The sequence below is a fragment of the Pseudomonas reactans genome (genome assembly GCF_013385825.1).
Taxonomy (GTDB): Bacteria; Pseudomonadota; Gammaproteobacteria; order Pseudomonadales; family Pseudomonadaceae; genus Aquipseudomonas; species Aquipseudomonas reactans.
The window spans coordinates 17,677-40,281 of record NZ_JACAPG010000009.1 but is presented as its reverse complement, the minus strand read 5'-3'; the positions used below and the strand labels follow the sequence as shown (position 1 = coordinate 40,281).

24 protein-coding genes are annotated in these 22,605 nt (G+C 61.0%); 12 read left to right on the top strand and 12 right to left on the bottom strand.

Features of this window, described 5'->3' with window-relative positions; genetic code table 11:
* Positions 1 to 27 precede the first annotated feature (27 nt).
* On the top strand, positions 28 to 303 hold the full coding sequence (locus HX868_RS10455) for a peptidylprolyl isomerase (RefSeq protein ID WP_177002794.1): 276 nt from the start codon (positions 28 to 30) through the stop codon (positions 301 to 303).
* A 163-nt stretch (positions 304 to 466) separates the two neighbouring features.
* On the opposite strand, the gene HX868_RS10450 is transcribed toward HX868_RS10455, so the two are convergent.
* From HX868_RS10450 to HX868_RS10415, 8 genes are all read right to left on the bottom strand, one after another.
* The gene (locus HX868_RS10450) at positions 467 to 1,378 is read right to left on the bottom strand and encodes a sugar kinase (RefSeq protein WP_177002793.1); all 912 of its coding nucleotides are present in this window, start codon (positions 1,376 to 1,378) and stop codon (positions 467 to 469) included.
* A gap of 10 nt (positions 1,379 to 1,388) precedes the next feature.
* Positions 1,389 to 2,597 (bottom strand): amino acid deaminase, encoded by a 1,209-nt coding sequence (locus HX868_RS10445; protein ID WP_177002792.1) that lies wholly within the window; start codon positions 2,595 to 2,597, stop codon positions 1,389 to 1,391.
* Positions 2,598 to 2,606: 9 nt separating this feature from the next.
* Positions 2,607 to 3,371: an IclR family transcriptional regulator gene (locus tag HX868_RS10440; protein WP_016976583.1), complete on the bottom strand. Its 765-nt coding sequence runs from the start codon at positions 3,369 to 3,371 to the stop codon at positions 2,607 to 2,609.
* Positions 3,372 to 3,522: 151 nt separating this feature from the next.
* Positions 3,523 to 3,912 carry a RidA family protein gene (locus tag HX868_RS10435; RefSeq protein WP_010210958.1) on the bottom strand — a complete coding sequence of 130 codons (390 nt, stop codon included), beginning with the start codon at positions 3,910 to 3,912 and terminating at the stop codon, positions 3,523 to 3,525.
* A gap of 16 nt (positions 3,913 to 3,928) precedes the next feature.
* Positions 3,929 to 4,711, bottom strand: coding sequence for an amino acid ABC transporter ATP-binding protein (locus HX868_RS10430; protein ID WP_016976585.1), 783 nt, complete (start codon positions 4,709 to 4,711; stop codon positions 3,929 to 3,931).
* Entirely contained in the window at positions 4,708 to 5,370 is a 663-nt protein-coding gene (locus tag HX868_RS10425; RefSeq protein ID WP_095016607.1) for an amino acid ABC transporter permease, read from the bottom strand. The genes HX868_RS10430 and HX868_RS10425 overlap by 4 nt, the downstream gene beginning before the upstream one ends.
* Before the next feature lie 11 nt (positions 5,371 to 5,381).
* Positions 5,382 to 6,044: an amino acid ABC transporter permease gene (locus tag HX868_RS10420; protein WP_010210962.1), complete on the bottom strand. Its 663-nt coding sequence runs from the start codon at positions 6,042 to 6,044 to the stop codon at positions 5,382 to 5,384.
* Positions 6,045 to 6,095: 51 nt separating this feature from the next.
* Positions 6,096 to 6,944 (bottom strand): transporter substrate-binding protein, encoded by an 849-nt coding sequence (locus HX868_RS10415; RefSeq protein WP_016976587.1) that lies wholly within the window; start codon positions 6,942 to 6,944, stop codon positions 6,096 to 6,098.
* A 332-nt stretch (positions 6,945 to 7,276) separates the two neighbouring features.
* Here HX868_RS10415 and HX868_RS10410 point away from each other — a divergent pair, with 332 nt between their 5' ends.
* The 3 genes from HX868_RS10410 to HX868_RS10400 all read left to right on the top strand — a co-directional run bounded on the left by HX868_RS10410 (position 7,277) and on the right by HX868_RS10400 (position 9,058).
* A complete protein-coding gene (locus HX868_RS10410) occupies positions 7,277 to 7,525 on the top strand; it encodes a hypothetical protein (RefSeq protein ID WP_177002791.1) in 249 nt (82 codons plus the stop codon).
* 67 nt (positions 7,526 to 7,592) lie between these two features.
* Positions 7,593 to 7,907 (top strand): thioredoxin domain-containing protein, encoded by a 315-nt coding sequence (locus HX868_RS10405; protein ID WP_177002790.1) that lies wholly within the window; start codon positions 7,593 to 7,595, stop codon positions 7,905 to 7,907.
* A gap of 71 nt (positions 7,908 to 7,978) precedes the next feature.
* Positions 7,979 to 9,058, top strand: a complete 1,080-nt coding sequence (locus HX868_RS10400) for a GGDEF domain-containing protein (protein WP_177002789.1) — start codon at positions 7,979 to 7,981, stop codon at positions 9,056 to 9,058.
* Here the strand turns inward: HX868_RS10400 and HX868_RS10395 are convergent.
* The 3 genes from HX868_RS10395 to rpiB form a co-directional block, all read right to left on the bottom strand.
* The gene (locus HX868_RS10395) at positions 9,039 to 10,595 is read right to left on the bottom strand and encodes a TerC family protein (protein ID WP_177002788.1); all 1,557 of its coding nucleotides are present in this window, start codon (positions 10,593 to 10,595) and stop codon (positions 9,039 to 9,041) included. The two genes, HX868_RS10400 and HX868_RS10395, sit on opposite strands and share 20 nt — an antisense overlap.
* 355 nt (positions 10,596 to 10,950) lie before the next feature.
* Positions 10,951 to 11,931, bottom strand: coding sequence for a sugar-binding transcriptional regulator (locus tag HX868_RS10390; protein WP_177002787.1), 981 nt, complete (start codon positions 11,929 to 11,931; stop codon positions 10,951 to 10,953).
* A gap of 63 nt (positions 11,932 to 11,994) precedes the next feature.
* Positions 11,995 to 12,456, bottom strand: a complete 462-nt coding sequence (gene rpiB, locus HX868_RS10385; protein ID WP_010210973.1) for a ribose 5-phosphate isomerase B — start codon at positions 12,454 to 12,456, stop codon at positions 11,995 to 11,997.
* Between the two features lie 283 nt (positions 12,457 to 12,739).
* Here rpiB and HX868_RS10380 point away from each other — a divergent pair, with 283 nt between their 5' ends.
* The 7 genes from HX868_RS10380 (at position 12,740) to dhaL (ending at position 20,063) form a co-directional block, all read left to right on the top strand.
* On the top strand, positions 12,740 to 14,227 hold the full coding sequence (locus tag HX868_RS10380; RefSeq protein ID WP_123476781.1) for a sugar ABC transporter ATP-binding protein: 1,488 nt from the start codon (positions 12,740 to 12,742) through the stop codon (positions 14,225 to 14,227).
* A complete protein-coding gene (locus HX868_RS10375; protein ID WP_016977121.1) occupies positions 14,224 to 15,201 on the top strand; it encodes an ABC transporter permease in 978 nt (325 codons plus the stop codon). Before HX868_RS10380 ends, HX868_RS10375 begins: the two co-directional genes overlap by 4 nt.
* A 34-nt stretch (positions 15,202 to 15,235) precedes the next feature.
* Positions 15,236 to 16,243, top strand: coding sequence for a substrate-binding domain-containing protein (locus tag HX868_RS10370; protein WP_177002786.1), 1,008 nt, complete (start codon positions 15,236 to 15,238; stop codon positions 16,241 to 16,243).
* A gap of 112 nt (positions 16,244 to 16,355) precedes the next feature.
* On the top strand, positions 16,356 to 17,111 hold the full coding sequence (locus HX868_RS10365) for an SDR family oxidoreductase (protein WP_177002785.1): 756 nt from the start codon (positions 16,356 to 16,358) through the stop codon (positions 17,109 to 17,111).
* A 27-nt stretch (positions 17,112 to 17,138) separates the two neighbouring features.
* Positions 17,139 to 18,254 carry an MDR/zinc-dependent alcohol dehydrogenase-like family protein gene (locus HX868_RS10360; RefSeq protein WP_095016614.1) on the top strand — a complete coding sequence of 372 codons (1,116 nt, stop codon included), beginning with the start codon at positions 17,139 to 17,141 and terminating at the stop codon, positions 18,252 to 18,254.
* Positions 18,255 to 18,410: 156 nt separating this feature from the next.
* On the top strand, positions 18,411 to 19,412 hold the full coding sequence (locus HX868_RS10355; protein WP_095016615.1) for a dihydroxyacetone kinase subunit DhaK: 1,002 nt from the start codon (positions 18,411 to 18,413) through the stop codon (positions 19,410 to 19,412).
* A 3-nt stretch (positions 19,413 to 19,415) separates the two neighbouring features.
* Positions 19,416 to 20,063, top strand: coding sequence for a dihydroxyacetone kinase subunit DhaL (gene dhaL, locus HX868_RS10350; protein ID WP_177002784.1), 648 nt, complete (start codon positions 19,416 to 19,418; stop codon positions 20,061 to 20,063).
* Here dhaL and HX868_RS10345 read toward each other — a convergent pair.
* The gene (locus tag HX868_RS10345) at positions 20,020 to 20,916 is read right to left on the bottom strand and encodes a LysR family transcriptional regulator (protein WP_177002783.1); all 897 of its coding nucleotides are present in this window, start codon (positions 20,914 to 20,916) and stop codon (positions 20,020 to 20,022) included. The genes dhaL and HX868_RS10345 overlap by 44 nt on opposite strands.
* 150 nt (positions 20,917 to 21,066) lie before the next feature.
* Between HX868_RS10345 and HX868_RS10340 the strand changes: the two genes are divergently transcribed.
* Positions 21,067 to 22,602, top strand: coding sequence for an MFS transporter (locus HX868_RS10340; RefSeq protein WP_177002782.1), 1,536 nt, complete (start codon positions 21,067 to 21,069; stop codon positions 22,600 to 22,602).
* Positions 22,603 to 22,605: the final 3 nt, after the last annotated feature.

Genomic DNA, 22,605 nt, shown 5'->3' with positions numbered 1-22,605 from the left:
GCGCCGTCGCACACCTGGTAGAGATCAATGAAAGCCCAAGCCCGTCATATCCTGGTGAAAACCAGCGAAGAAGCCGAACAACTCAAGCTGCGCATCGCCAAGGGCGAAGCCTTTGATGTGCTGGCCAAGAAGTACTCCACCTGCCCGTCCGGCAAGCGTGGCGGCGATTTGGGTGAAGTGCGGCCTGGGCAGATGGTGGGGGCGATTGATGCGGTGATTTTCAAGAAGCCGGTGAAAGTGGTTCACGGGCCGATCAAGAGCAAGTTCGGGTACCACTTGGTGCAGGTCTTCTACCGCGATTGACAGGCATGTAGCCGGCCCATTGTGGAGAGCGGGCTTGTTGTGGCGAGCGGGCTTGCCCCGCGTTGGAGTGCGCAGCGCTCCCGCTTTTTTAGGGGCCGCTGCGCAGCCCAACGCGGGGCAAGCCCGCTCGCCACAGGAAGCCCGCTCGCCACAACAGATCCGCTTAACCTTTGGGGATGAGTGCGCCGGGCACTTGGATGACGCGACTGGCCAGCCGATGTCCAGCCAAAGCAGCTTGCTCTGGAGTGCCGCCTTTCAGCCGCCCAGCCAAATACGCCGCACTGAACGAATCCCCCGCCGCTGTCGTATCCACCACCTTTTCCACCTTCAGCGCCGGCACGGCAAAGCGCTCGCCCTTGCAGCGGATCAGGCATTCATCCGCCCCACGCTTAAGCACCACCTCTTCAATCCCCGGATACGCCGCGAACACCTGTTCACTGTCGGCATAGCCAAACAACGCACGCTCGTCATCCTCAGTCAGCAAGGCGATATCCACCTCGGCCAACACACGGTGATACGCCGCGCGAGCCGCTTCAACACTGGCCCACAGACGCGGCCGATAGTTGTTGTCGAACACCACCTTGCCCCCTCGCCGACGGGTTTCGATCAGCGCTTGCAGCAACCGCCTGCGACCGATTTCACCCAACACCGCCAGGGTGATGCCACTGAAATACACCACGTCGTAGTCCGGCAAGGCCGCCAGGATCGGTTCGGCGGCAGGCGTGGTGAAGCAGTCGCGCACAGCGGCTTCGTTGCGCCAGTAAAGGAATTTGCGCTCGCCATTGGCATCGGTCTGGATGCAATACAAACCCGGCAAACGTCCGGGCAGGCGCTGGACCATGCCCAGGCCGAGGTCTTCATCCGCCCATTGCTGGCACATGGCATCACTGAAACTGTCATCGCCCAGGGCGGTGACGTAGTCGACACTGCCGGTGTCGCCCAGCTCGCGGCGCAGGTAGACGGCCGTGTTCAGGGTGTCGCCGCCGAAGCTCTGGTGCAGGCTGCCGTCGGCGCGGTGTTGCAGTTCGATCATACATTCGCCGATCAGGGCGATGCGTGGGGACAAGCGGGTCATGGCTTTACACTCAGAATCGGGTTTCCAGGGATTCGATCACCTGCAACTGCTCATCCACCAGGCAGCCGACCTGCCACTTGTCGAACGTCAGGCAAGGATGGGAAGTACCGAACGAAATGATGTCGCCAATACGCAACTCAACGCCCGGCGCCACGGTCATGAACGCATGCTGGTCCATCACCGCGGTGACTTTGCACGTGCCCACATCATCACCTTCTGCTGGCAAAATACCGGCCTTGTAGCGTTTGAGCGGCACCGGCAAACCGGCGTCGTAGGCCACATCACGTTTGCCCAGGGCGATCACTGCAAAGCCCGGCTCGGGCAACGATTGCACATGGGCCCAGACTTCCAGGGCCGGGCGCAGGCCTTCGCTGAGGTCGCTGCGACGGTCGAGCACGCAGCATTGCGCCTCTTTGTAGATGCCATGGTCATGAGCTACGTAGCTGCCAGGGCGCAGCACGCTGAGGAAACGTCCGGCGGCGTTTTGCTCCTCGAACGACTCGGCGATCAGGTCGTACCAGGCCGAACCCGACGCCGTGACGATGGGCTTGGGCAGGTCGAAAGAACCATTGTTCTGCAGGTCCACGGCCAAGCGCACCAGGCTCGCGGCGAAGGCGCGAATGCCGCTGATCGCATGCTCGCCATGAATCACGCCTTCGTAGCCTTCGATACCGGTGAGGGCCAGGGCCGGCTGGGCCTTGATCGCCTTGGCCAGGTCACGCACTTCTTGCTCGCTGCGGCAGCCGCAACGGCCGCCGACCACGCCGTACTCGATCATGACGTTCAGGCGCAAGCCACGGGCAGCGAAAAACAGGCCCAGATCAGCAACGTTGTCCGGGTGATCGACCATGCAATGGAAATCGAAGTCCGTGTCGGCCAACAGGTCAGCGATCAACGCCATGTTCGGCGCGCCCACCAGTTGGTTGGCCATCAGCACGCGACGCACGCCACCGGCATACGCAGCGCGGGTCTGCACGGCATTCGCCAGGGTAATTCCCCAGGCACCCGCTTCGATCTGGCGCTGAAACAGCGCCGGCATCATGCTGGTCTTGCCATGGGGCGCCAGCTCCGCGCCGCTCTTGCTGACGAAGTCCTGCATCCAGCGGATGTTGTGTTCCAGGGCGTCACGGTGCAGTACCAGAGCAGGCAGGCTGACGTCACGGACCAGGTGGGCCCCGACGGCGGCGGCGCCCTTTTCAACGGCATTGATGGCAGACATGGAAAACTCCTATTCGTTGATACGCCGGGCCAGGTTGTTGGCGCTGTCGATCAACACCCGGCGATAGTCGTTGTAGTTTTTTGTGGCATCGGCGCGTGGAGCGACGATGCACAGCGTCGCGATGCTGATGCCTTGCGCGTCCCGCACCGGGGCGGCAAAGCAATGGGTAAAGGTGTCGGCCACGCTGTCGAAGGAGAAGAATCCATCGAGGGTGGCCTGACGGATTTGCGCCAGGAAGGTCTCCAGCGGCAGGCGCTGACCGTCCGGCAGGATGAAGTCGTCGTGATCGATCAGGTCGATGATCTGCTGGTCGCTCAAGTGCCCCAGCAACAGGCGTCCGGAAGCGGTCCACGGGATCGGCGCGTTTTCGCCGATGTCCGAGGAAATACGGAAATGCCGCTCGCCTTCACGCATCAGCGCCACCGTGTATTTGCGCCCGTTGAGCAGGCACATCTGCGCGGTTTCGTGGGTCTGGCTGACGATTTCCTGCAAGGCGTGGTCGGCCTCGCGGGTCAGGTCGAAATGGCGCAGGTGCGCCTGGCCGAGAAAATACAGCTGGCGGCCGAGGTAGACGTGACCGTCCTTGCCCACCGTTTCCAGGATGCGTCGCTCAAGCAGCGACGCAACCAGTTCGTAGACGGTGGACTTGGGGCTGCCGATGCCGCTGGCAATATCATTCGGGCGCAGTGGCTGGCCGATTTCCTTGAGAAAATCGAGGATATCGAATGCACGGTCCAGGCCCTTGGCGCGGCGTTTGATGGTGTCTTCGGTCATGGCAATCATCTGTCCCAAGTTGGTTGAGGCCCCTGTAGGAGCGAGCTTGCTCGCGAAAAACCCAAGGACAACGCATTCATCCAGACTACGCGCGTCATCGTTGACGATCTTCGCGAGCAAGCTCGCTCCTACAGAGAAAGCGGCGGGCAATTTAGCCTTTTTTCTTGTACGCCACGCAATCGATCTCGACCTTGCAATCGACCATCATGTTCGCCTGCACACAGGCGCGCGCCGGGGCGTGTTCCGGGGTGAAGTATTCGCCGAACACTTTGTTGAAACTCCAGAAGTCCCGAGGGTCTTCCAGCCACACGCCGACGCGTACGACGTCTTTCAATTCGTAACCGGCTTCTTCAAGGATCGCCACCACGTTGCGCATGGTTTGGCGGGTCTGTTCGATGATACCGCCGGTGATGATTTCGCCGTCCACCGCAGGCACTTGGCCTGAGACGTACAACCAACCATCGGCTTCCACCGCACGGGCGAAAGGGCGGGGTTGGCCACCGCCGGCTGTGCTACCGGCACCGTAACGAGTAATGCTCATAAAAAAAGGCTCCTGATTAAAAACGAATGTTCTTGAGAAATTCCGCCAGGCGCGGCGATTGCGGGCGTTCGAAGATATCCTTCGAGGTGCCCTGTTCTTCAATGCGGCCCTGGTTCATGAAAACGATCTTGTCCGAGACTTCATAGGCAAAGCGCATTTCGTGGGTGACCAGCAACATGGTCATGCCCTCCTCCGCCAAACCCTTGATCACGCTGAGCACTTCGCCCACCAACTCGGGGTCGAGGGCCGAGGTGACTTCGTCGAACAGCATCAGGCTGGGGTTCATGGCAATGGCGCGGGCAATGGCCACACGCTGTTGCTGGCCGCCGGAGAGTTGGCCGGGGAAGTGATTGCGCCGCTCCAGGAGTCCTACGCGGTCCAGCCATTTTTCCGCCAGTGCGACGGCTTCGTCCTTGCCCATCTTCTTGACCTTGAGCAGGCCGAGGGTGACGTTCTGCAAGGCCGTCAGGTGCGGGAACAGGTTGAATTGCTGGAACGCCATGCCGGTCATCGCACGGTGCTGGGCAATCACGCGCTCAGGGTGGCGCACGCGCTTGCCGGCAATTTCGCTGTAGCCGATGGACTCGCCATCCAGGGTGATCTGGCCGCCCTGGAACTCTTCCAGCAGGTTGACGCAACGCAGCAATGTGGTCTTACCCGAGCCACTGGAGCCGATCAAGGTCACCACATTGCCGCGCTGCATGGACAGGTCCACGCCCTTGAGCACTTCCACCTGGCCGTATTGCTTACGCAGGCCACGGATGTTCAGCAGCGGTTGGTTGGTGTGAGGTTGGTTCATGGCAAGGCCACCCGCTTTTCAATGTAGCGCCCGAATAACTCGATGGCGTAGTTGATGACAAAGAACATAAAGCCTGCGAACAGGTAGAACTCCAGGGTCATGAAGGTGCGCGCGATCACTTGCTGGGTACTGAGCAGCAACTCGGCCACGCCGATCACCGACAGCAAGGTCGAGGCCTTGACGATTTCCGTGGAGGAATTGACCCAGGTTGGCAAAATCTGGCGCAGCGCCTGGGGCAGCAACACATAGCCCAGGGACTGGTAGAACGTCAGGCCGATCGCCTTGCCCGCTTCCAGTTGTCCACGGGGAATGGCTTGCAGCGCGCCGCGCACGATTTCCGAAACATGGGAACCGCAGAACAGCGTCAACCCGACCGCGCCGGCCTGGAACGCGGTGATCTGCCAACCGAGCGCCGGCAGCATGTAGAAACACGCCAGCACCAGCACAAACACCGGCGTACCACGGATCAAATCGACATACAGACGAAACGGTGCACGCATCCAGAACTTGCCGTAGGTCAGGATCAACCCGGCGAAAATGCCGATCAGGGTGCCGAAGATAATCGCCAGCGCCGACACATAAACACTGGCCTGAAAGCCCGCCCACAAGGTATCCCGGGCGATCCACAACTCATGCAGCCAGCTTGGGGACTCGTACATGAAAGCCCTCCTTAACGACGGATCGCCAGACGCTGTTCCAGGTAACGGAGCAGCATGGCAATGAGGTAACAGGCAGCCACGTAGAGCGCCGTCGTGACCAGCCAGGTTTCAATCACCCGGTAGCTTTCGACATTGATCTTGCGGGCGTAATAGGTCAGCTCCGGCACCGCGATGGCGGCGGCGAGCGACGTGTCCTTGAACAGCGAAATGAAGTTGTTCGACAGCGCGGGCAGCACGTTGCGCAGCATCACCGGCACGGTGATGTAGGCGCGGATACGCCACTCGCCCAGGCCGATGGCCAGCCCGGCTTCGCGCAAGCCCTTGGGAATATTCAACAGCCCGGCGCGGAATACTTCGGTCAGGTAAGCACCGGCGTACAACGACAAAGTGATGATGAACGACGGGATCTTGTCCAGACGGATCCCGAGGCTGGGCAACGCAAAGTAGATCAACAGGATCAACACGAGGATCGGCGTATTGCGCACCACCGTCACGTACACCGAGGCGAAGACACGCAACGCACGGTGCTTGGAGAGCATGGCAAACGCCATCATCAGGCCGATCACGCAGCCGATGGCGATCGACAGCAGCGCCAGCTCAAGGCCCAGGCCGAGCCCCGCCAGCAAGCTGGGGAAGTCGCGCCACACGGCGGCAAAGTTCAACTGATAGTTCATGGTCAGCAGTACCTGATTGGGGCGTCGTCAGCGACGCCCCAGGTTTTCGATTTACTTGAACTCAACCGGGAAGCCGATCGCGGGTTCCGGCAGGTCGACACCGAACCACTGCTTGAACGAGGCCTTGTAGGTCGGGAACTCCACGCCGGTCATGGCTTCATGCAGCGCGGTGTTGACGAAGTTCAGCCAGTCCTGGTCGCCACGCTTGACGGCGCACGCGTAGGTCTGCGGGCTCCAGGCGTACGTCGGGCTGCGGTAGCGGCCGGGGTTCTGCACCATCAGGTACTTGACCGAGGACTGGTCGGTGGCGGCGGCATCGGCGCGACCGGAGTTCACGGCCTGGTACATCAGGTCGACGCTGTCGTATTGGTCGACCTTGGCCTTGGGCAGCGCCTGGTGCACCAGCTCTTCGGCATACACGTTTTGCAGCACAGCCACGGTGACGCCATCGCCGGCGGCCTGCAGGTCTTCAATTTCTTTGTATTTGCTGTTGTTCGGCAGCAGCAGACCCACGCCTTCGCGGTAGTACGGCAGGGTGAAAGCGACCTGCTGGGCCCGGCTGGCGGTGACGGTAATGAACTGGCAACTCATGTCGACTTTGTTGGTCAGCAGGTTGGGAATCCGCGCGTCAGACGACTGCACCACGAACTCGACTTTGCTCGGGTCATTGAACAAGCCTTTGGCCACGATGCGGCCGATGTCGATATCAAACCCCTGCAACTTGCCATCCGCTCCCTGGAAGTGCCACGGCGCATTGGTACTGCCTGTACCCACGATCAAGTGCCCACGCTTGAGCACATCATCGAGCTTGCTGTCCGCCGCCTGCACGATGCTGGCGAGGGAAGCCGATGCGGCGAAGAGAAAAACACACGCTTTAAACACGGAAGGTCGGTGATGCATGACAAGCACTCCAGGAGTTGTGTATTCCGCTATACCGGAACTTAGTATGTAACAACGGAATAGACAGCAGAAAGTGTGCCACACGCGGTAACAGAAAAAAACGACATGGATAAATCTGTGTTAAATCAACTATATAAAAGAGGATATGGAGTAAGGCGTTAAGCCAGCACCTGAAATCACTTTGCTACCCAAGGCCCCACACAGCGGTGACAGGCCCCACTTGCGTGCGCCACAAAGGCGTTACCGCGCACCGTTGCAGTGCGTCTGGCGCGTGGAAAAATCCCCACGCTGGGCTAGCCTTGCACATTCATCCCGACAAGGACTCCGCCCTGATGACGTTCCGCCTCACCCTGGTTTTGCTTTCGTTTCTGGTGGCCGGCAGTGCTTCGGCCAGCAACGACCGCCGCCAATGCAAAGAAGAACTGCGCAAGCTCAACGCAGCCCTGAGCACCAACTACACCAGCCAGAACCACCACGGCTACCGCCAGGCGAAGGCTTCAAGGGACAACCTTGAATACAAGAAATGCGCAAGCCAGGCCCGCAAGGCGCGGGAACGCTTGGAGCGCGACACGGACCTGTGAAAGTTGACAGTAGACGCATGGCGTTTGCCGATTTAGCGTGAGCCAAACGACTTACGGATGAGCGCCAATGGACTACGTCAATGCCGTCATCGAGGACAAGGCAGCCTTTGAGCGGGCGCTGGACACACCTCTTGCCGTGTTTGTGGTGTTTGTGTCACCCGGCTGTACCGCTTGCGAGGACGCGCTGCCACGCTTTGTGCGTTTGATCGAACCCTACCGGGCACAGATCAAGGTGCTGATTCTCGACTGCACAGACACCCCCCGACATCCGGCCGTCACCCGAGTGCCGATGCTGTTGGTCTACCAGAACAGCACCTTATTGGAAACGCTCCCCGGCCTCGGCGAGCGCGCCACTCTGGATTTATTGAACAAATACGCCTGAACCCCGCACTGGCGAGGCACCGACCAGCGTCTACGCTGCTCAATGCCGTCTCAGCCGATCCAGGGTCAGCAATGTTCAAGACCATTGAAGCCGAAGTCCTCAAGAAACAGCCCTCACCCGCCCTGCAACGTGAGTTCGCCCAGCATGATTTCGAGCGACTCAAGCCTTTCTGCCTGCTGATCTACATCGCGAGCATCTGCATCTGGCTGGTGTTCGACCTGATTGTCAGCTTTCCGGGCGGCCAGGGTTTTACCGGGCTTTCGATGCTCTTTCTCGCGCTGCTGACCATCAACACCATTACCCTGGGATTTACCCGCGACGCCCGGCACTTCCAGTGGATCAACCTGATATTCGTCGCGGTCATCGCCCTCGGCACCCGCCTGCTGATCGAAGGCTTGCCGATGGATCTGCACCCCAGTTGGCTGATCCTGGCAGCCTCAAGCATCCTCTACAGTGCATCGGTGCTACCGCTCAAGCATTGGTCGTTCATCGCGACAATGCTGATCACCTGGGCATTGCTCAACCCGTTTCACCTGGCCCAGCTCTCGTTACTGGAAGTGCGTGGCGCCTTGGTGACCTTCTATTCGGTGTTCCTGACCTTCCTGACGCTCTACAGCTTCCTGAAACTGCGCCAGGCCAAGCTGCATAACTTCATCATGTCCAGATTGCTGCTGGATCAGGCTTACCTCGATACCCTCACCGAAATCCCCAACCGTCGCTCCTTCATGACCAGCGCCGGGAAAAAGCTCAGCCAACAGCCCAAGACGCACGATCACTACCTGGCGATGATCGACATCGACAACTTCAAGAGGGTGAATGATGTATATGGCCACGACATCGGCGATGAAGTCCTCAAGCGCGTAGCCCAGGACATCAAGGCGGTCATGGTCGACTTCGATTACGCCCGGCTGGGCGGCGAAGAATTCGGGATCTATCTGGCAGGCGTGCGCCGCGAGGATGCGGCGCACTTGGCGGACTTGCTCTGTGCCCGAGTGCGTGAGCAAGCGACCCAACACCCGGTGACCATCAGCATCGGCCTGGCCCGGGTGGAGGATGGTGAAACCCTGAACCAGGCACTGATCAAGGCGGACCAGGCGCTGTATGTGTCAAAGCACGCCGGCAAGGACCGCTTTACGTTTCACGCACCATAGACACCTGGGTCACGCGCCGCTCCTCGACGGCCGCCACACTCAGGCGCCAGCCTTCATGCACCAGGCTGTCGCCCACCACGGGCAGGCGATCCAGCAGGCTCATCACCAGGCCGGCCAACGTCTGGTAATCATCGGTCGCAACCGCGTTGAAGCCCGTACGCTGACGCACTTGATTAAGGTTCAGTGCACCGTTGGCGCGGAAACCTGCCCCCTCCTCGACAATATCCGGCCCCTCGATTTCGCTGGCGTCCGGCAACTCACCGGCGATGGATTCCAGGATGTCGGTCATGCTCAACACGCCCATGAAGTCACCGAACTCGTTGATCACGAACGCAATGTGGGTGGATTCCTGACGCATCTGTTCCAGCGCGTTGAGCACCGAGAAACTGTCCAGCAGGTTGATCGCCCGGCGGGCCAGGTGCTCCAGGTTCGGCTCGTTACCGGCCAGGTATTCCTTGAGCAACTCCTTCTTGTGCACAAAGCCCAGCGGCTCATCGACCGCGCCGTTGCGGATCAGCGGCAGTCGCGAGTAGGACGAATGCATCAGTTTCAGGCGAATACTGTCGGGATCGTCCGCCAGATCGATGCAGTCGACCTTGGCCCGCGGTGTCATCAGTGTGCGGATCGGCCGTTCGGCCAGTTGCAGCACGCCGCTGATCATCACACGCTCGCGCCGATCAAACAGCGGGCCTTGCGCAGCATCCGGCTCACCCAATAGGTCGGCAACCTCATCGCTCACCTCTTCTACCGCCAGGCTACGACCGCCGAGCAAGCGCATCACGGCATGAGCCGTGCGTTCACGCACCGGCAACACACCTTGCGCCGACTTCTTGCGGCGGGCCCGGGCGATCTGGTTGAACAGCTCGATCAGGATCGAGAAACCAATCGCTGCGTACAGGTAACCCTTCGGAATATGGAAGCCCAGGCCTTCGGCGGTCAGGGCAAAACCGATCATCATCAAGAAGCCCAGGCACAGCATGATCACCGTCGGGTGCGCATTGACGAAGCGAGTCAATGGCTTGCTCGCGACGATCATCACGCCGATGGACACGATCACCGCGATCATCATCACCGCCAGCTCGTCCACCATACCCACGGCGGTAATCACCGCGTCCAGGGAGAACACCGCATCCAGCACCACGATCTGCGCCACGATCGGCCAGAACATTGCGTAGGCGGCATTGCCCGTGCGCTGGGCCACATGGCCTTCGAGGCGCTCGTGCAATTCCATGGTGGCCTTGAACAACAGGAACACACCACCAAACAACATGATCAGGTCACGGCCCGAGAAGGTCTTGTCGAACACCTCGAACAGCGGCTGGGTCAGGGTTACCAGCCAGGAAATACTCGCCAACAGGCCCAGGCGCATCAGCAATGCCAGGGACAGGCCGATCAACCGCGCACGGTCACGCTGCTCCGGCGGCAGCTTGTCCGCCAGGATCGCGATAAACACCAGGTTGTCGATGCCCAGCACCAGTTCCAGCACAATCAAGGTCAACAGGCCGAGCCAGGCCGTTGGATCCGCTAACCATTCCATTTATTGAGTCTCTTCAGTCATCGATTTTCAGAACGCCGGGCACGGCAAGGCGCGGTCAGTGGACCGGTACAAGGTTAGCAGTCGGAATACGGGGTGCTTCAGAGGGAACAGCGGCAGCGCAAGTCTTGGGGAAAGACGACTGGGGGGCTCCGAGAGGGTGTTCATGCAAGTCCTGAAATTACAAAAGGACTTGAATCCTACATCTGAAACACAAAATTCCTACAACGCAAAACTATTACAAGATCTGTAATCTCACCTGTAGGAGCCGGCTTGCCGGCGATGGCGTCCTCACAATCGCCATCGCCGCCATCGCCGCCATCGCCGGCAAGCCGGCTCCTACAGGGGCATCGTGGTGTCAGGACTTACGGGTAGCGTCATCCAACGCCAGGATGGTGTGCGCATTGGTCACCGTCGTGGCCAGCGTATTGATCACCCCCGACCGCAACGCCCCCAGCGTCGCCGCCGCCTTGGTATTTTCGCTGGCAATCGCCACCACATCCGGGATGCGAAACAACTCCTGCACCGTCAACCCGATCACCCGCCCCTGGATCGCGTTGACCGCCGGCTGCCCATGAATGTCGATGAAGTCATAGCCCATCATGTCGCCCACGGTGCCGGACAACCGGGCCTGGGCGATTTCCTGCGGTGAAAACCAGCCCATGCGCACCATGTTGCTGTTCTCACTCATGTCGCCAATACCGATCAACGCAATATCCGCGCGCCGCGCCCGATCCAGCGTGGAGCGCACGGTGTCGTTATTGATCAGCACCCCGCGCAACTCCGGGTTCGCCACCAGGGCCGGGGCATACAAGCTTTCACTCTCCCCCCCGAAGCGCAGCGCCAGGCGCCGGCAGATATGGTCGGGGTTCATGTATTCGCCGGCCTTGAGCGAACCACCGATGGCGCAGACAAATGTGCAATTGCGCGTGACCGGCAAGAATACGTTGTCCGCCACCGCGCCGACGTTACGACCCATGCCTACCGCGACAATCATGCCATCGCTCAGCGTCTTGTTCAGGTAGTTGGCCACCAGGCTGGCAACGGCCGAGCGCTGGGTGTCGGGCTCGCTGTGGTCCACGGCAATCAAGGCGCGGTCCAGCTTGAAGCGCTGCACCAATGCCTGCTCCAGCTCGTTGTTCATGGCCGGGTGCTGCAGCACGCGCACCTCGACGATCCCCTCATCGCGCGCACGCTTGAGCAAGCGGCTGACTTTCGCCCGCGACAGGTCGAAGCGCTTGGCAATGGCTTCCTGAGTGACGTTCTCAAGGTAATAGAGCATTGCCACTTCGGTCATCTGATCGATATCGCTGGCAATGCGCTGGGTACTGTCACTCATGGGGACGGGCTTCCGTTTCGGCGTCAAAGGCGCATTCTCCCGACTCTTGCCCCGTTTAGTCCACTACTGATGCCCGTCGCGCTCGATCGCATTGATGCGCTCGACCTTGGCGCCGGAACGCGCCGACTCGAACTCCGACTCCAGGAACGATTTGACGATGCTTTTGGCCAGCTCCGCACCGATCACCCGCGCGCCGATGGACAGGATTTGCGCATCGTTGCTCTTGCGCGCCCGCTCCGCCGAATAGGTGTCATGGGCCTGGGCCGCACGGATGCCCAGCACCTTGTTGGCGGAAATGGCCATGCCGATCCCGGTGCCACACACCAGCACACCCAGGCGCTGCTGCCCGGCATTGATTGCGTTGGCCACGGCCAGGGCGATGTCGGGGTAAAGCACGGGCGCGGTGGAATGGGTGCCGAAGTCGGTCACCGGGTAACCCAGCGCCTCGATATGGCGCTTCAACAGCTCTTTGAGCTCAAAACCCGCTTCATCGCATCCGATAGCCACCGGAAAAGGTGTGTTCATGGCGTCTGGCTCCGCTGCCGTGATCGTACTTATGACTGATCATATGATCACTAAATGAAATTTCGCTCAGTCATTTCGCCGCCATCCACCCTTCACTGTCAAGCATGATTTAACTGACCTGACAGTCAAAGGCGCCTAAAAAGGCCTTCTTGACGAATAAGACGAGATTCAGCGCTTTTACATGAAAGAGATTGACTGATCAGAATTTCATTTGATACACATATGATCACAGCGAAACATGACTGTGCGACCTAATAAGAATTCACAGCACGAGGACACGCCGATGGCCACGCCATTACTGCTCCAGGCTGAACACGTCGCCAAGGCTTACGCCGGGGTCCCAGCCCTGCGTGACGGGCGCCTCTCTCTGCGGGCCGGCAGCGTCCACGCCCTGTGCGGCGGCAATGGCGCAGGCAAATCGACATTTCTGAGCATCCTGATGGGCATCACCCAGCGTGACGCCGGCAGCATTCTGCTCAACGGCGCACCGGTGCAGTTCAACCGCCCGAGTGAAGCGCTGGCCGCGGGGATCGCGATGATCACCCAGGAGCTTGAACCTATCCCCTACATGACCGTCGCCGAGAACATCTGGCTAGGGCGAGAACCACGCCGCGCAGGTTGCATCGTCGACAACAAGGCTCTGAACCGGCGCACCCGCGAATTGCTGGAAAGCCTGGAGTTCGACGTCGATGCCACCAGCCCCATGCACCGCTTGAGCGTCGCGCAGATCCAACTGGTGGAAATCGCCAAGGCCTTCAGCCATGACTGCCAGGTGATGATCATGGACGAACCCACCTCGGCCATTGGCGAACACGAGGCGCAAACCCTGTTCAAGGCCATCCGCCGCCTGACGGCCCGGGGCGCCGGCATTGTGTATGTGTCGCACCGCCTCAGCGAACTGGCGCAGATCGCCGACGACTACAGCATCTTCCGCGACGGCGCCTTCGTCGAAAGCGGACGCATGGCAGACATTGATCGCGACCATCTGGTACGCGGCATCGTCGGCCAGGAATTGACTCGCATCGACCACAAGGTCGGTCGCGAATGCGCGGCCAACACGTGCCTGCAAGTCGACAACCTGAGCCGCACCGGAGAGTTCCACGACATCAGCCTGCAACTGCGCCAAGGCGAAATCCTCGGCATTTATGGCTTGATGGGCTCGGGGCGCAGCGAGTTCCTCAACTGCATCTATGGCCTGACGGTCGCGGACTCCGGCAGTGTCACCCTGCAAGGCAAACCCATGCCGATCGGGCTGCCCAAGGCGACCATCAATGCCGGCATGTCGCTGGTCACCGAAGACCGCAAGGACAGTGGCCTGGTGCTCACCGGCAGCATTCTTTCCAACATCGCCCTGTCGGCCTACAAGCGCCTTTCGAGTTGGTCGTTGATCAATGCGCGCAAGGAAACCCAATTGGCCCAGGACATGGTCAAGCGCCTGCAGATCAAGACCACATCCCTGGAATTGCCGGTGGCGTCCATGAGCGGCGGCAACCAGCAGAAAGTGGTGCTCGCCAAATGCCTGTCCACCGAGCCGGTCTGCCTACTGTGTGACGAACCGACCCGTGGCATCGATGAAGGTGCCAAGCAGGAGATCTACCACCTGCTCGACCAATTCGTACGCGGCGGTGGCGCTGCCATCGTGGTGTCGTCGGAAGCCCCGGAACTGCTGCACCTGAGCGATCGCATCGCCGTATTCAAGGGCGGCCGGCTGGTGACCATCAGCACCGACACCGCCCTTTCCCAGGAAGCCTTGTTGAGTCTTGCCTCATGAATGCCAAAACCCTCGCAGCACCTGTCACTGCCGCGCCGCGCAATCGCCTGCGTCTGTCCCTCGACCGTTTCGGCCTGCCGCTGGTGTTTATCCTGCTATGCGTGGTGATGGCGTTCTCCAGTGAATACTTCATGACCTGGCGCAACTGGATGGACATCCTGCGCCAGACCTCGATCAACGGCATCCTTGCGGTGGGCATGACCTATGTGATCCTGACCAAAGGCATCGACTTGTCCGTGGGCTCGATCCTGGCCTTTGCCGGGTTGTGCAGTGCCATGGTCGCGACCCAGGGGTACGGCTTGCTGGCGGCGGTCAGTGCCGGGATGTTTGCCGGCGCGATGCTCGGGGTGGTGAACGGCTTCATGGTTGCGAACCTTTCGATCCCGCCATTCGTGGCCACCCTGGGCATGCTCAGCATCGCGCGCGGCATGACCTTTATCCTCAACGATGGCAGCCCGATCACCGACCTGCCCGACGCCTACCTGGCACTGGGCATCGGCAAGATCGGCCCGATCGGCGTGCCAATCGTCATCTTCGCCGTGGTTGCACTGATCTTCTGGATGGTGCTGCGCTACACGACCTATGGCCGCTACGTGTACGCAGTGGGCGGCAATGAAAAGAGCGCACGCACCTCAGGCATCGGCGTGCGCAAAGTGATGTTTTCGGTGTACGTGGTCTCGGGCCTGCTCGCCGGACTGGCCGGCGTGGTGCTCTCAGCCCGCACCACCTCTGCCCTGCCCCAGGCTGGGGTGTCCTATGAACTGGACGCGATTGCCGCCGTGGTGATCGGCGGCACCAGCTTGTCGGGCGGCACCGGCAGCATTGTCGGCACGCTGTTCGGCGCGCTGTTGATCGGGGTGATCAACAACGGGCTGAACCTGCTCGGCGTGTCCTCTTATTACCAGCAGGTCGCCAAGGGCCTGATCATTGTGTTCGCAGTACTGATCGACGTGTGGCGCAAGAAAAAACGCTAGAGAACGACCCACAACAATAACCGGAGTTCTACTCATGAAACTTGGTACCACCTTGGCCGCCACAGCGGCCCTCTCTCTGCTCGCCTGCAGTATCGCCATGGCCGCCGATGGCAAGACCTACAAGGTCGGCGCAGCCGTCTACGGCCTCAAGGGCCAGTTCATGCAGAACTGGGTCCGCGAGCTCAAGGAACACCCGGCGGTCAAGGACGGCACCGTGCAGTTGACCGTGTTCGACGGCAACTACGACGCCCTCACCCAGAACAACCAGATCGAAAACATGGTGACCCAACGCTACGACGCCATCCTGTTCGTACCGATCGACACCAAGGCCGGCGTCGGCACCGTCAAGGCGGCCATGAGCAACGACGTGGTGGTCATCGCCTCCAATACGAAAGTAGCCGATGCCTCTGTACCGTATGTAGGCAACGATGATGTCGAAGGCGGCCGCCTGCAGGCCCAGGCCATGGTCGACAAGCTCAATGGCAAAGGCAACGTGGTGATCATCCAGGGACCGATCGGCCAGTCGGCACAGATCGACCGTGAGAAAGGCGAGCTGGAAGTGCTGGGCAAACACCCGGACATCAAGATCATCGAGAAAAAAACCGCCAACTGGGACCGCGCCCAGGCCCTGGCGCTCACCGAAGACTGGCTGAACGCCCACCCCAAAGGCATCAACGGCGTGATCGCGCAGAACGACGACATGGCCCTCGGCGCCGTGCAGGCCCTGAAGTCCCACGGGCTGACCTCCAAGGACGTACCGGTCACCTCGATCGATGGTATGCCGGACGCAATCCAGGCGGCAAAAAAGGACGAAGTCACCACCTTCCTGCAAGACGCCCAGGCCCAATCCCAGGGCGCGCTGGACGTGGCGCTGCGCGCACTGGCCGGCAAGGACTACAAGCCGCAGTCGGTGATCTGGGAGCGCTATGCCAAGGATGTGAAATGGGGGGATGGCACGGCGAAGAACTACATCCTGCCGTGGGTGCCGGTCACCAATGCCAACGCCGATGCGCTGTACAAACAAGTCAGCGGCGGTAAATAACCACAACTCCCTTGTAGGAGCCCGGCTTGCCGGCGATGGCGATCTTGAACTCGCCATCGCCGGCAAGCCGGGCTCCTACAAAGGGGGAGCGTTGCCCTTTAAGGAGTCATTCATGTCTGGATTCTGGAACCAAGCCTTCGACCTCACCGGCCGTTGCGCGGTGATTACCGGTGGCGCCGCCGGGATCGGCCTGGCCTGCGCCAGCCTGCTGGTAGAACGCGGTGCCCGCGTGGCGCTGCTGGACCGTGACCCGGCAGTGGTCGAGGTAGCCGCCAGCCTGGGCGCCGGGCATCTGGGCATCGCCGTCGACCTCGGCCAGGCAGGCCAGATACAACCCACCATCGACACGGTTTTCGAACACTTCCAACGCCTGGATTACCTGATCAACAGCGCCGGCGTGGTACTGCTGGACAAGGCCATCGACGTGAGCGAAAGCGCCTGGGACACCACCCTTGACATCAACCTCAAGGCCAGCTTCTTCGTGGCCCAGGCCTGCGCCCGGCACATGCTCGCCCAAGGCAGCGGACGCATCGTCAACCTCGCGTCCCAGGCGGCCGTGATCGGCCTGGACCGGCACGTCGCTTATTGCGCGAGCAAGGCCGCCATTGTCGGCATGACCAAAGTACTGGCCATGGAATGGGCACCCCACATCAACGTCAACGCCATCTCTCCGACCATTGTCGAGACGGCCCTGGGCAAGAAAGCCTGGGCGGGCGACGTGGGTGAAAAGGCCAAATTGCAAATTCCGGCGGGCCGCTTTGCCCAGCCGGAAGAAATCGCCGGGCTGGCGTTGTACCTGCTCAGTGATGCGGCGCAGATGATCACCGGCGCCAACATGGTGATCGACGGCGGCTACAGCATTCAGTAATTCATCTTCTTGTCGTGAGGTTTTGTCATGTCTACCGTCACCGAACGCACACCCGAACAACTGTCCCCAGTCATCCCGAAAACCATGCAGGCCGTGGTGTGCCATGGCCCGGAAGATTACCGCCTGGAAACCGTCGACGTGCCCACGCCCGGCCCCGATGAAATCCTCACCAAAGTCGAGTTGTGCGGCATCTGCATGGGCGACATCAAGACCTATCGCGGCGCCCCCTCGTTCTGGGGTGACGCCGAACAACCCCGCTACGTGAAGCCACCGATGATCCCCGGCCATGAATTCGTCTGCCGCGTGGTTGCCCTGGGCCCAGGTGCAGAGAAACGCGGGGTGAAGGTCGGTGACCGGGTGATTTCCGAACAGATCGTGCCGTGCTGGGGCTGCCGCTTCTGCAACCACGGCCAATACTGGATGTGCCAGAAGCACGACCTGTATGGTTTCCAGAACAATGTGCAGGGCGCCATGGCCCAGTACATGATCTTCACCAAGGAAGGCATCATCCATAAAGTGCCGGAATCCATTGCCCCCGACGAAGCGATTTTGATCGAGCCACTGGCCTGCTCGCTGCACGCGGCGGAACGCGCCAATGTCGACCACGACGACATCGTGGTGGTCGCCGGCGCCGGCACCCTGGGCTTGGGCATCATCGGTGCCGTGCGCCTGCGCAATCCGAAAAAGCTCATCGTGCTGGACATGAAACCCGAACGCGCCGCCCTCGCCCTGCGCATGGGCGCCGACGAAGTCTGGAACCCGGCCGAGGTGGACGTACTGGCGAAAATCCGCGAGATCACCGATGGCTATGGCTGCGACATCTATATCGAAGCCACCGGGCACCACAAGGCGGTGAACCAGGGCCTGGCGATGCTGCGAAAACTGGGGCGTTTCGTCGAATTCAGTGTGTTCAACGACGAGGCCACCGTAGATTGGTCGATCATTGGTGACCGCAAGGAACTCGACATTCTCGGCTCACACCTGGGGCCGTATATGTACCCACGCGCCATCGACTTTATCGGCAACCGCAAGATCGACATGCGCGACGTGGTGACCCACAAGTTTGCGCTGGCGGACTTCAAGGAAGCGTTCGCGGTGATGGAGCGCGGCGATAAATCGCTGAAGGTAGTCCTGGAGCCCTGACCAAACCTCAACCGCTTCCGCCCTTACTGCAGGAGCGAGCTTGCTCGCGAAAAACCCACAGGCGCCGCGGCCCATCTGATGGCCCTGCGTTATCGTTGGCGATCTTCGCGAGCAAGCTCGCTCCTACAATTAACAACAAGAACAGGAACCCGCGTTATGAATCGAGTCATCAACGATCCGGACCAGGTGGTCGAGGACATGCTGCGCGGCATTCTGGTCGCGCACCCCGAGCTGCGCCAGTTCGAGACCAACCCACGCGTCATCGTCAAGGCCAAGCCTTCTGCGCCTGGCCGCGTCGGCATTGTCACCGGCGGCGGATCGGGCCACGAGCCGGCCTTCCTTGGCTACGTCGGCCCAGGCCTGGTGGATGCCGTGGCGGTGGGCGAGATTTTTTCCTCACCCACCGCCAAGAGTTTTTTCGACGCCTTCCGCGCCGCCGACCATGGCGCAGGCGTGGCCTGCCTTTATGGTAACTACGCTGGCGACAACATGAACGTGAAGCTGGCGATGAAAATGGCCGCCAGCAAAGACATGCGCATCCGTACGGTGGTCGCCAACGACGACGTAGCGTCCGCCCCCAAAGCCGAGATTGCCAAGCGCCGGGGCGTGGCCGGGGAGATTTTCATGTGGAAGATCGGTGGCGCTGCTGCCGCTCAGCATTACGACCTGGACGGCGTGATCCGGGTCGCACAGAAAACCGTCGACCACTGCCGCTCGATTGGTATCGGCCTCACGCCGTGCACCATTGCGGCGGTGGGCAAGCCGAACTTCCAGATCCCTGACGGCCAGATGGAACTGGGCATCGGCCATCATGGCGAACCGGGCATCGAGGTAATCCCCATCGAACCGGCTGCCGCCATGGCCGAACGCATGCTCGCGCCGATCCTCGCCGACCGCGACTTCAGCCAGGACGACAGCGTGGTAGTGCTGGTCTCGGGCCTGGGCGCCACGCCGGTCATGGAGTTGTATGTTTTCTATGCCGAGGTCGAAAAACAGCTCACGGCCAAAGGTTTGAAGATTCACCGTTGCTACGTCGGCAACTACTTCACCTCCCTGGAAATGATGGGCGTGACCCTGACCCTGCTCGGCCTCGACGCAGAGCTTGCCACCCTGATCGATCAACCCTGCCGCTCCATCGGCATGACCCAGGCGGAGTGAACCATGAGCCAGCATTTTTCCACCCGAGACGGCGGCGCCATCGTCAGCGACCTGGTCAGCGTGATCGTCGCCAACCGCGAATACCTCAGTGAAATCGACGGCGCCATCGGCGATGGCGACCACGGCATCAACATGGCCAAGGGTTTTGCCCATTGCGGGCGCACCATTGAAGGACGCCAACTGACCCTGGCCGAGGCGCTGGATGAGTTGACGCTCAGCTTGATGGAAGGCATCGGCGGCTCCATGGGGCCTTTGTATGGCAGCCTGTTTATCGGCATGGCCGATGAAGTGCGCAGCAGTGACGACATCGACGCCGCGACCTTTGCTCATTTGCTGCGGGGCGGCTTGACCTCGTTGCAGGACATTACGGACGCGGGTGTGGGCGATAAATGCCTGATGGACACCCTGATCCCGGCGGTTGAGGCTTTTGAGCGGGCGCACGCCTCAGGGGCTTCCTTCAGCGACGCTTTGAATGCGATGAAAGCCGCCGCGTCACAGGGCCGCGACTCGACCAAGGACCTGGTGGCCAAAATCGGCCGCGCCAGTCGCCTGGGCGAACGTTCCCTCGGCGTGCTGGATGCCGGCGCCGTGTCGTGCTGCCTGATCCTCACGCGTCTGGCCGATTCGGTGCAGACGCGACTGTCTGCTTGACCTGCTGGATATATCGCACGACCGCCGGCGCTTTTTCGAAGCGCCGGTGAATCAACGACAGCCACGACGACGCGTCAGCGCCCTGAATGCTGCGGTACACCACGCCTGGCAGACTCACATGCCCGACCATGGACGCCGGCACCACCGCCACGCCCTGCCCGAGCGACACCAACGCCACCACCGCCACCAACCCACCGGGTTGCGGCCCCAGGCGCGGTGCGTAGCCACCTTGCGCGGCCACCTGCAAGGTGCCGCTGATTTGCTCCGGCAAGATGAATGTCTCGTTCTCCAAATGCGTGCAACCGATGGCCTTGAGCCCCAGCAGCCAGGAGTCCTGGGACAGCGCCAAGACAAACCCTTCGCTGTCCAGGCGCACCGCCTCGACCCCTTCCGGCAGCGTCATGGGCGAGCGGATGTAACCAATATCGACACGCCCGTCCGCTACCGCGACAGGCAACGTCGCCATCGCACATTCGCGCACATTCACGCTCACATCTGGAAACGCCTGGCCGAACGCCTGCATTTGCCGCTGCAACAGGCCCGAATACACCGCCGACGCCACGTAGCCCAATTCAATATGGCCGATCTCGCCACGCCCGGCGCGCTGGGCATTGCGCTGGGCGAACTCAAACTGGCGCACGGTAGCCTCAGCTTCGATCAATAAGGCAGCACCGGCTTCGGTCAGGCTGACTTCGCGTTGCTGGCGGACAAACAGACGCGTCCCCAGCGCCGCTTCCATGTCCTGGATCTGACGGCTTAGCGTCGGGGGCGCAATGCCCAATTGCTCCGCGGCCCGCGTGAAGTTGCGCTGGCGGGCAACGGCCAGGAAGTAGCGAAAATGACGAATATCCATAACAGCATTAGCTCAAAGGTAATGAAGTACTTCATGGCGGCTAACAAAAGCAATGCCGGCCTGGCATAAGCTCACAAAACCTGAACACTAGAGAGCCCTTGCGATGTCCGTCAACCGCCTTATCAGCATTGCCTGCAAGGTAATTCAACCATGAACCGGGTCAGTCCACGCCTCACACTGCTGACCGCATCCGGCGTTTGCTCGCTGATCGTGCTCGACACCAACATCGTCGCCGTGACGCTGCCCAGCATCGCCCGCGACCTGGGCGCGAACTTTGCCGACATCGAATGGGTCGTCAGTGCCTATATGCTCGCGTTTGCCGCACTGTTATTGCCCGCCGGCAGCATCGCCGATCGCTTTGGCCGCAAGAAGACCCTGATCTGGGGGCTGAGCATTTTTATCCTGGCCTCCCTGGGCTGCGGCGCGGCGCCCAACGCTGTGTTCCTGGACATCGCACGCGCGATCAAAGGCGTCGGCGCCGCCCTGCTATTGACCTCGGCGCTCGCCTCCATCGGCCACACCTTCCATGACGACGTGGAGCGGGCAAAAGCCTGGGCCTTCTGGGGCGCCTGCATGGGCGTGGCCATGACCGCCGCACCGACCCTGGGTGGCTTGATCACCGAGTACCTGGGCTGGCGCTGGATTTTCTATCTCAACCTACCGGTGGGCCTGGGGCTGATGGCGATGGTGCTGCGCGCCATTGAGGAATCCCGCGATACCCAGTCGGCGCGACTCGACCCTTGGGGCAGCCTGGCCTTCAGCGCCGCCCTGCTGTGTCTGATCTGGGGTTTGATCGAAGCCAATCGCATCGGCTGGGACAACCCATTGACCTACGCCCGGCTCATAGGCGGCGCGGCCTTGCTGGGCGTATTTGTCGTCGTCGAACGTGTACAACAGCGACCCATGGTCGACCTGCAACTGTTCCGTCACCCGCGCTTTATCGGCGCCTTGCTGGGGATGTTTGCCTACGCCGGTTGTGCCCAGGTGATGATGACCTTGTTGCCGTTCTACCTGCAGAACGGCCTGGGATTCTCCGCGATCGCCTCGGGCCTGGGCATGCTGCCGTTTGCGCTGACCATGCTGATCTGCCCACGCATTGGCGCCCGCCTGGCAGGGCGTTTCGCGCCAGCAACGATGATGGCGGCCGGCTTGACCCTGGTGGGCTGCGGCAACCTCTTGAGCGCCTGGGCGGTAAACGTGGGGGGTTACCTGCCCTTTGCCTTGGCGATTGCGGTGACAGGTGCCGGGGCAGGCCTGCTCAATGGCGATACGCAGAAAAACATTATGGCCTGCGTGCCGCGAGACCGTGCCGGGATGGCGTCCGGTATGAGCACCACCATGCGCTTCAGCGCGATCATGTTGGCGATCGGTGTGTATGGGGCGCTATTGAGCAGTCATAGCGAACAGTTGTTGAGCGCAAGCATCGACACACAATGGCAGGCTCAGGTTAACGGTATTGCTTCACGCGTCGTCGCGGGTGACATGCCGGCGGCGATGGGGTTGTTGCCGGAGTCGGCACGGCTGTTGGTGCAGCCAATGGCACGGCAGGCGTTTGTGGGCGGGTTCAGTGGCGTGCTGTGGGTGGCGGGGTTATTGGGATTGCTGGGGGCGCTGGTGGTGGGGATATTAATGAGAAACCCCCTACCAGCAGTGCAACAGGCCTCAATGAAACCTGCGCACCGCTGAGCA

Coding starts and splice junctions, on each gene's coding strand:
- HX868_RS10420 (WP_010210962.1), bottom strand. CDS start 6,044: ATGAACTATCAGTTGAACTTTGCCGCCGTGTGGCGCGACTTCCCCAGC.
- HX868_RS10395 (WP_177002788.1), bottom strand. CDS start 10,595: ATGGAATGGTTAGCGGATCCAACGGCCTGGCTCGGCCTGTTGACCTTG.
- HX868_RS10360 (WP_095016614.1), top strand. CDS start 17,139: ATGTCTACCGTCACCGAACGCACACCCGAACAACTGTCCCCAGTCATC.
- HX868_RS10345 (WP_177002783.1), bottom strand. CDS start 20,916: ATGGATATTCGTCATTTTCGCTACTTCCTGGCCGTTGCCCGCCAGCGC.
- HX868_RS10410 (WP_177002791.1), top strand. CDS start 7,277: ATGACGTTCCGCCTCACCCTGGTTTTGCTTTCGTTTCTGGTGGCCGGC.
- HX868_RS10425 (WP_095016607.1), bottom strand. CDS start 5,370: ATGTACGAGTCCCCAAGCTGGCTGCATGAGTTGTGGATCGCCCGGGAT.
- HX868_RS10400 (WP_177002789.1), top strand. CDS start 7,979: ATGTTCAAGACCATTGAAGCCGAAGTCCTCAAGAAACAGCCCTCACCC.
- HX868_RS10375 (WP_016977121.1), top strand. CDS start 14,224: ATGAATGCCAAAACCCTCGCAGCACCTGTCACTGCCGCGCCGCGCAAT.
- HX868_RS10445 (WP_177002792.1), bottom strand. CDS start 2,597: ATGTCTGCCATCAATGCCGTTGAAAAGGGCGCCGCCGCCGTCGGGGCC.
- dhaL (WP_177002784.1), top strand. CDS start 19,416: ATGAGCCAGCATTTTTCCACCCGAGACGGCGGCGCCATCGTCAGCGAC.
- HX868_RS10450 (WP_177002793.1), bottom strand. CDS start 1,378: ATGACCCGCTTGTCCCCACGCATCGCCCTGATCGGCGAATGTATGATC.
- HX868_RS10340 (WP_177002782.1), top strand. CDS start 21,067: ATGAACCGGGTCAGTCCACGCCTCACACTGCTGACCGCATCCGGCGTT.
- HX868_RS10430 (WP_016976585.1), bottom strand. CDS start 4,711: ATGAACCAACCTCACACCAACCAACCGCTGCTGAACATCCGTGGCCTG.
- rpiB (WP_010210973.1), bottom strand. CDS start 12,456: ATGAACACACCTTTTCCGGTGGCTATCGGATGCGATGAAGCGGGTTTT.
- HX868_RS10435 (WP_010210958.1), bottom strand. CDS start 3,912: ATGAGCATTACTCGTTACGGTGCCGGTAGCACAGCCGGCGGTGGCCAA.
- HX868_RS10390 (WP_177002787.1), bottom strand. CDS start 11,931: ATGAGTGACAGTACCCAGCGCATTGCCAGCGATATCGATCAGATGACC.
- HX868_RS10380 (WP_123476781.1), top strand. CDS start 12,740: ATGGCCACGCCATTACTGCTCCAGGCTGAACACGTCGCCAAGGCTTAC.
- HX868_RS10405 (WP_177002790.1), top strand. CDS start 7,593: ATGGACTACGTCAATGCCGTCATCGAGGACAAGGCAGCCTTTGAGCGG.
- HX868_RS10355 (WP_095016615.1), top strand. CDS start 18,411: ATGAATCGAGTCATCAACGATCCGGACCAGGTGGTCGAGGACATGCTG.
- HX868_RS10415 (WP_016976587.1), bottom strand. CDS start 6,944: ATGCATCACCGACCTTCCGTGTTTAAAGCGTGTGTTTTTCTCTTCGCC.
- HX868_RS10455 (WP_177002794.1), top strand. CDS start 28: ATGAAAGCCCAAGCCCGTCATATCCTGGTGAAAACCAGCGAAGAAGCC.
- HX868_RS10440 (WP_016976583.1), bottom strand. CDS start 3,371: ATGACCGAAGACACCATCAAACGCCGCGCCAAGGGCCTGGACCGTGCA.
- HX868_RS10370 (WP_177002786.1), top strand. CDS start 15,236: ATGAAACTTGGTACCACCTTGGCCGCCACAGCGGCCCTCTCTCTGCTC.
- HX868_RS10365 (WP_177002785.1), top strand. CDS start 16,356: ATGTCTGGATTCTGGAACCAAGCCTTCGACCTCACCGGCCGTTGCGCG.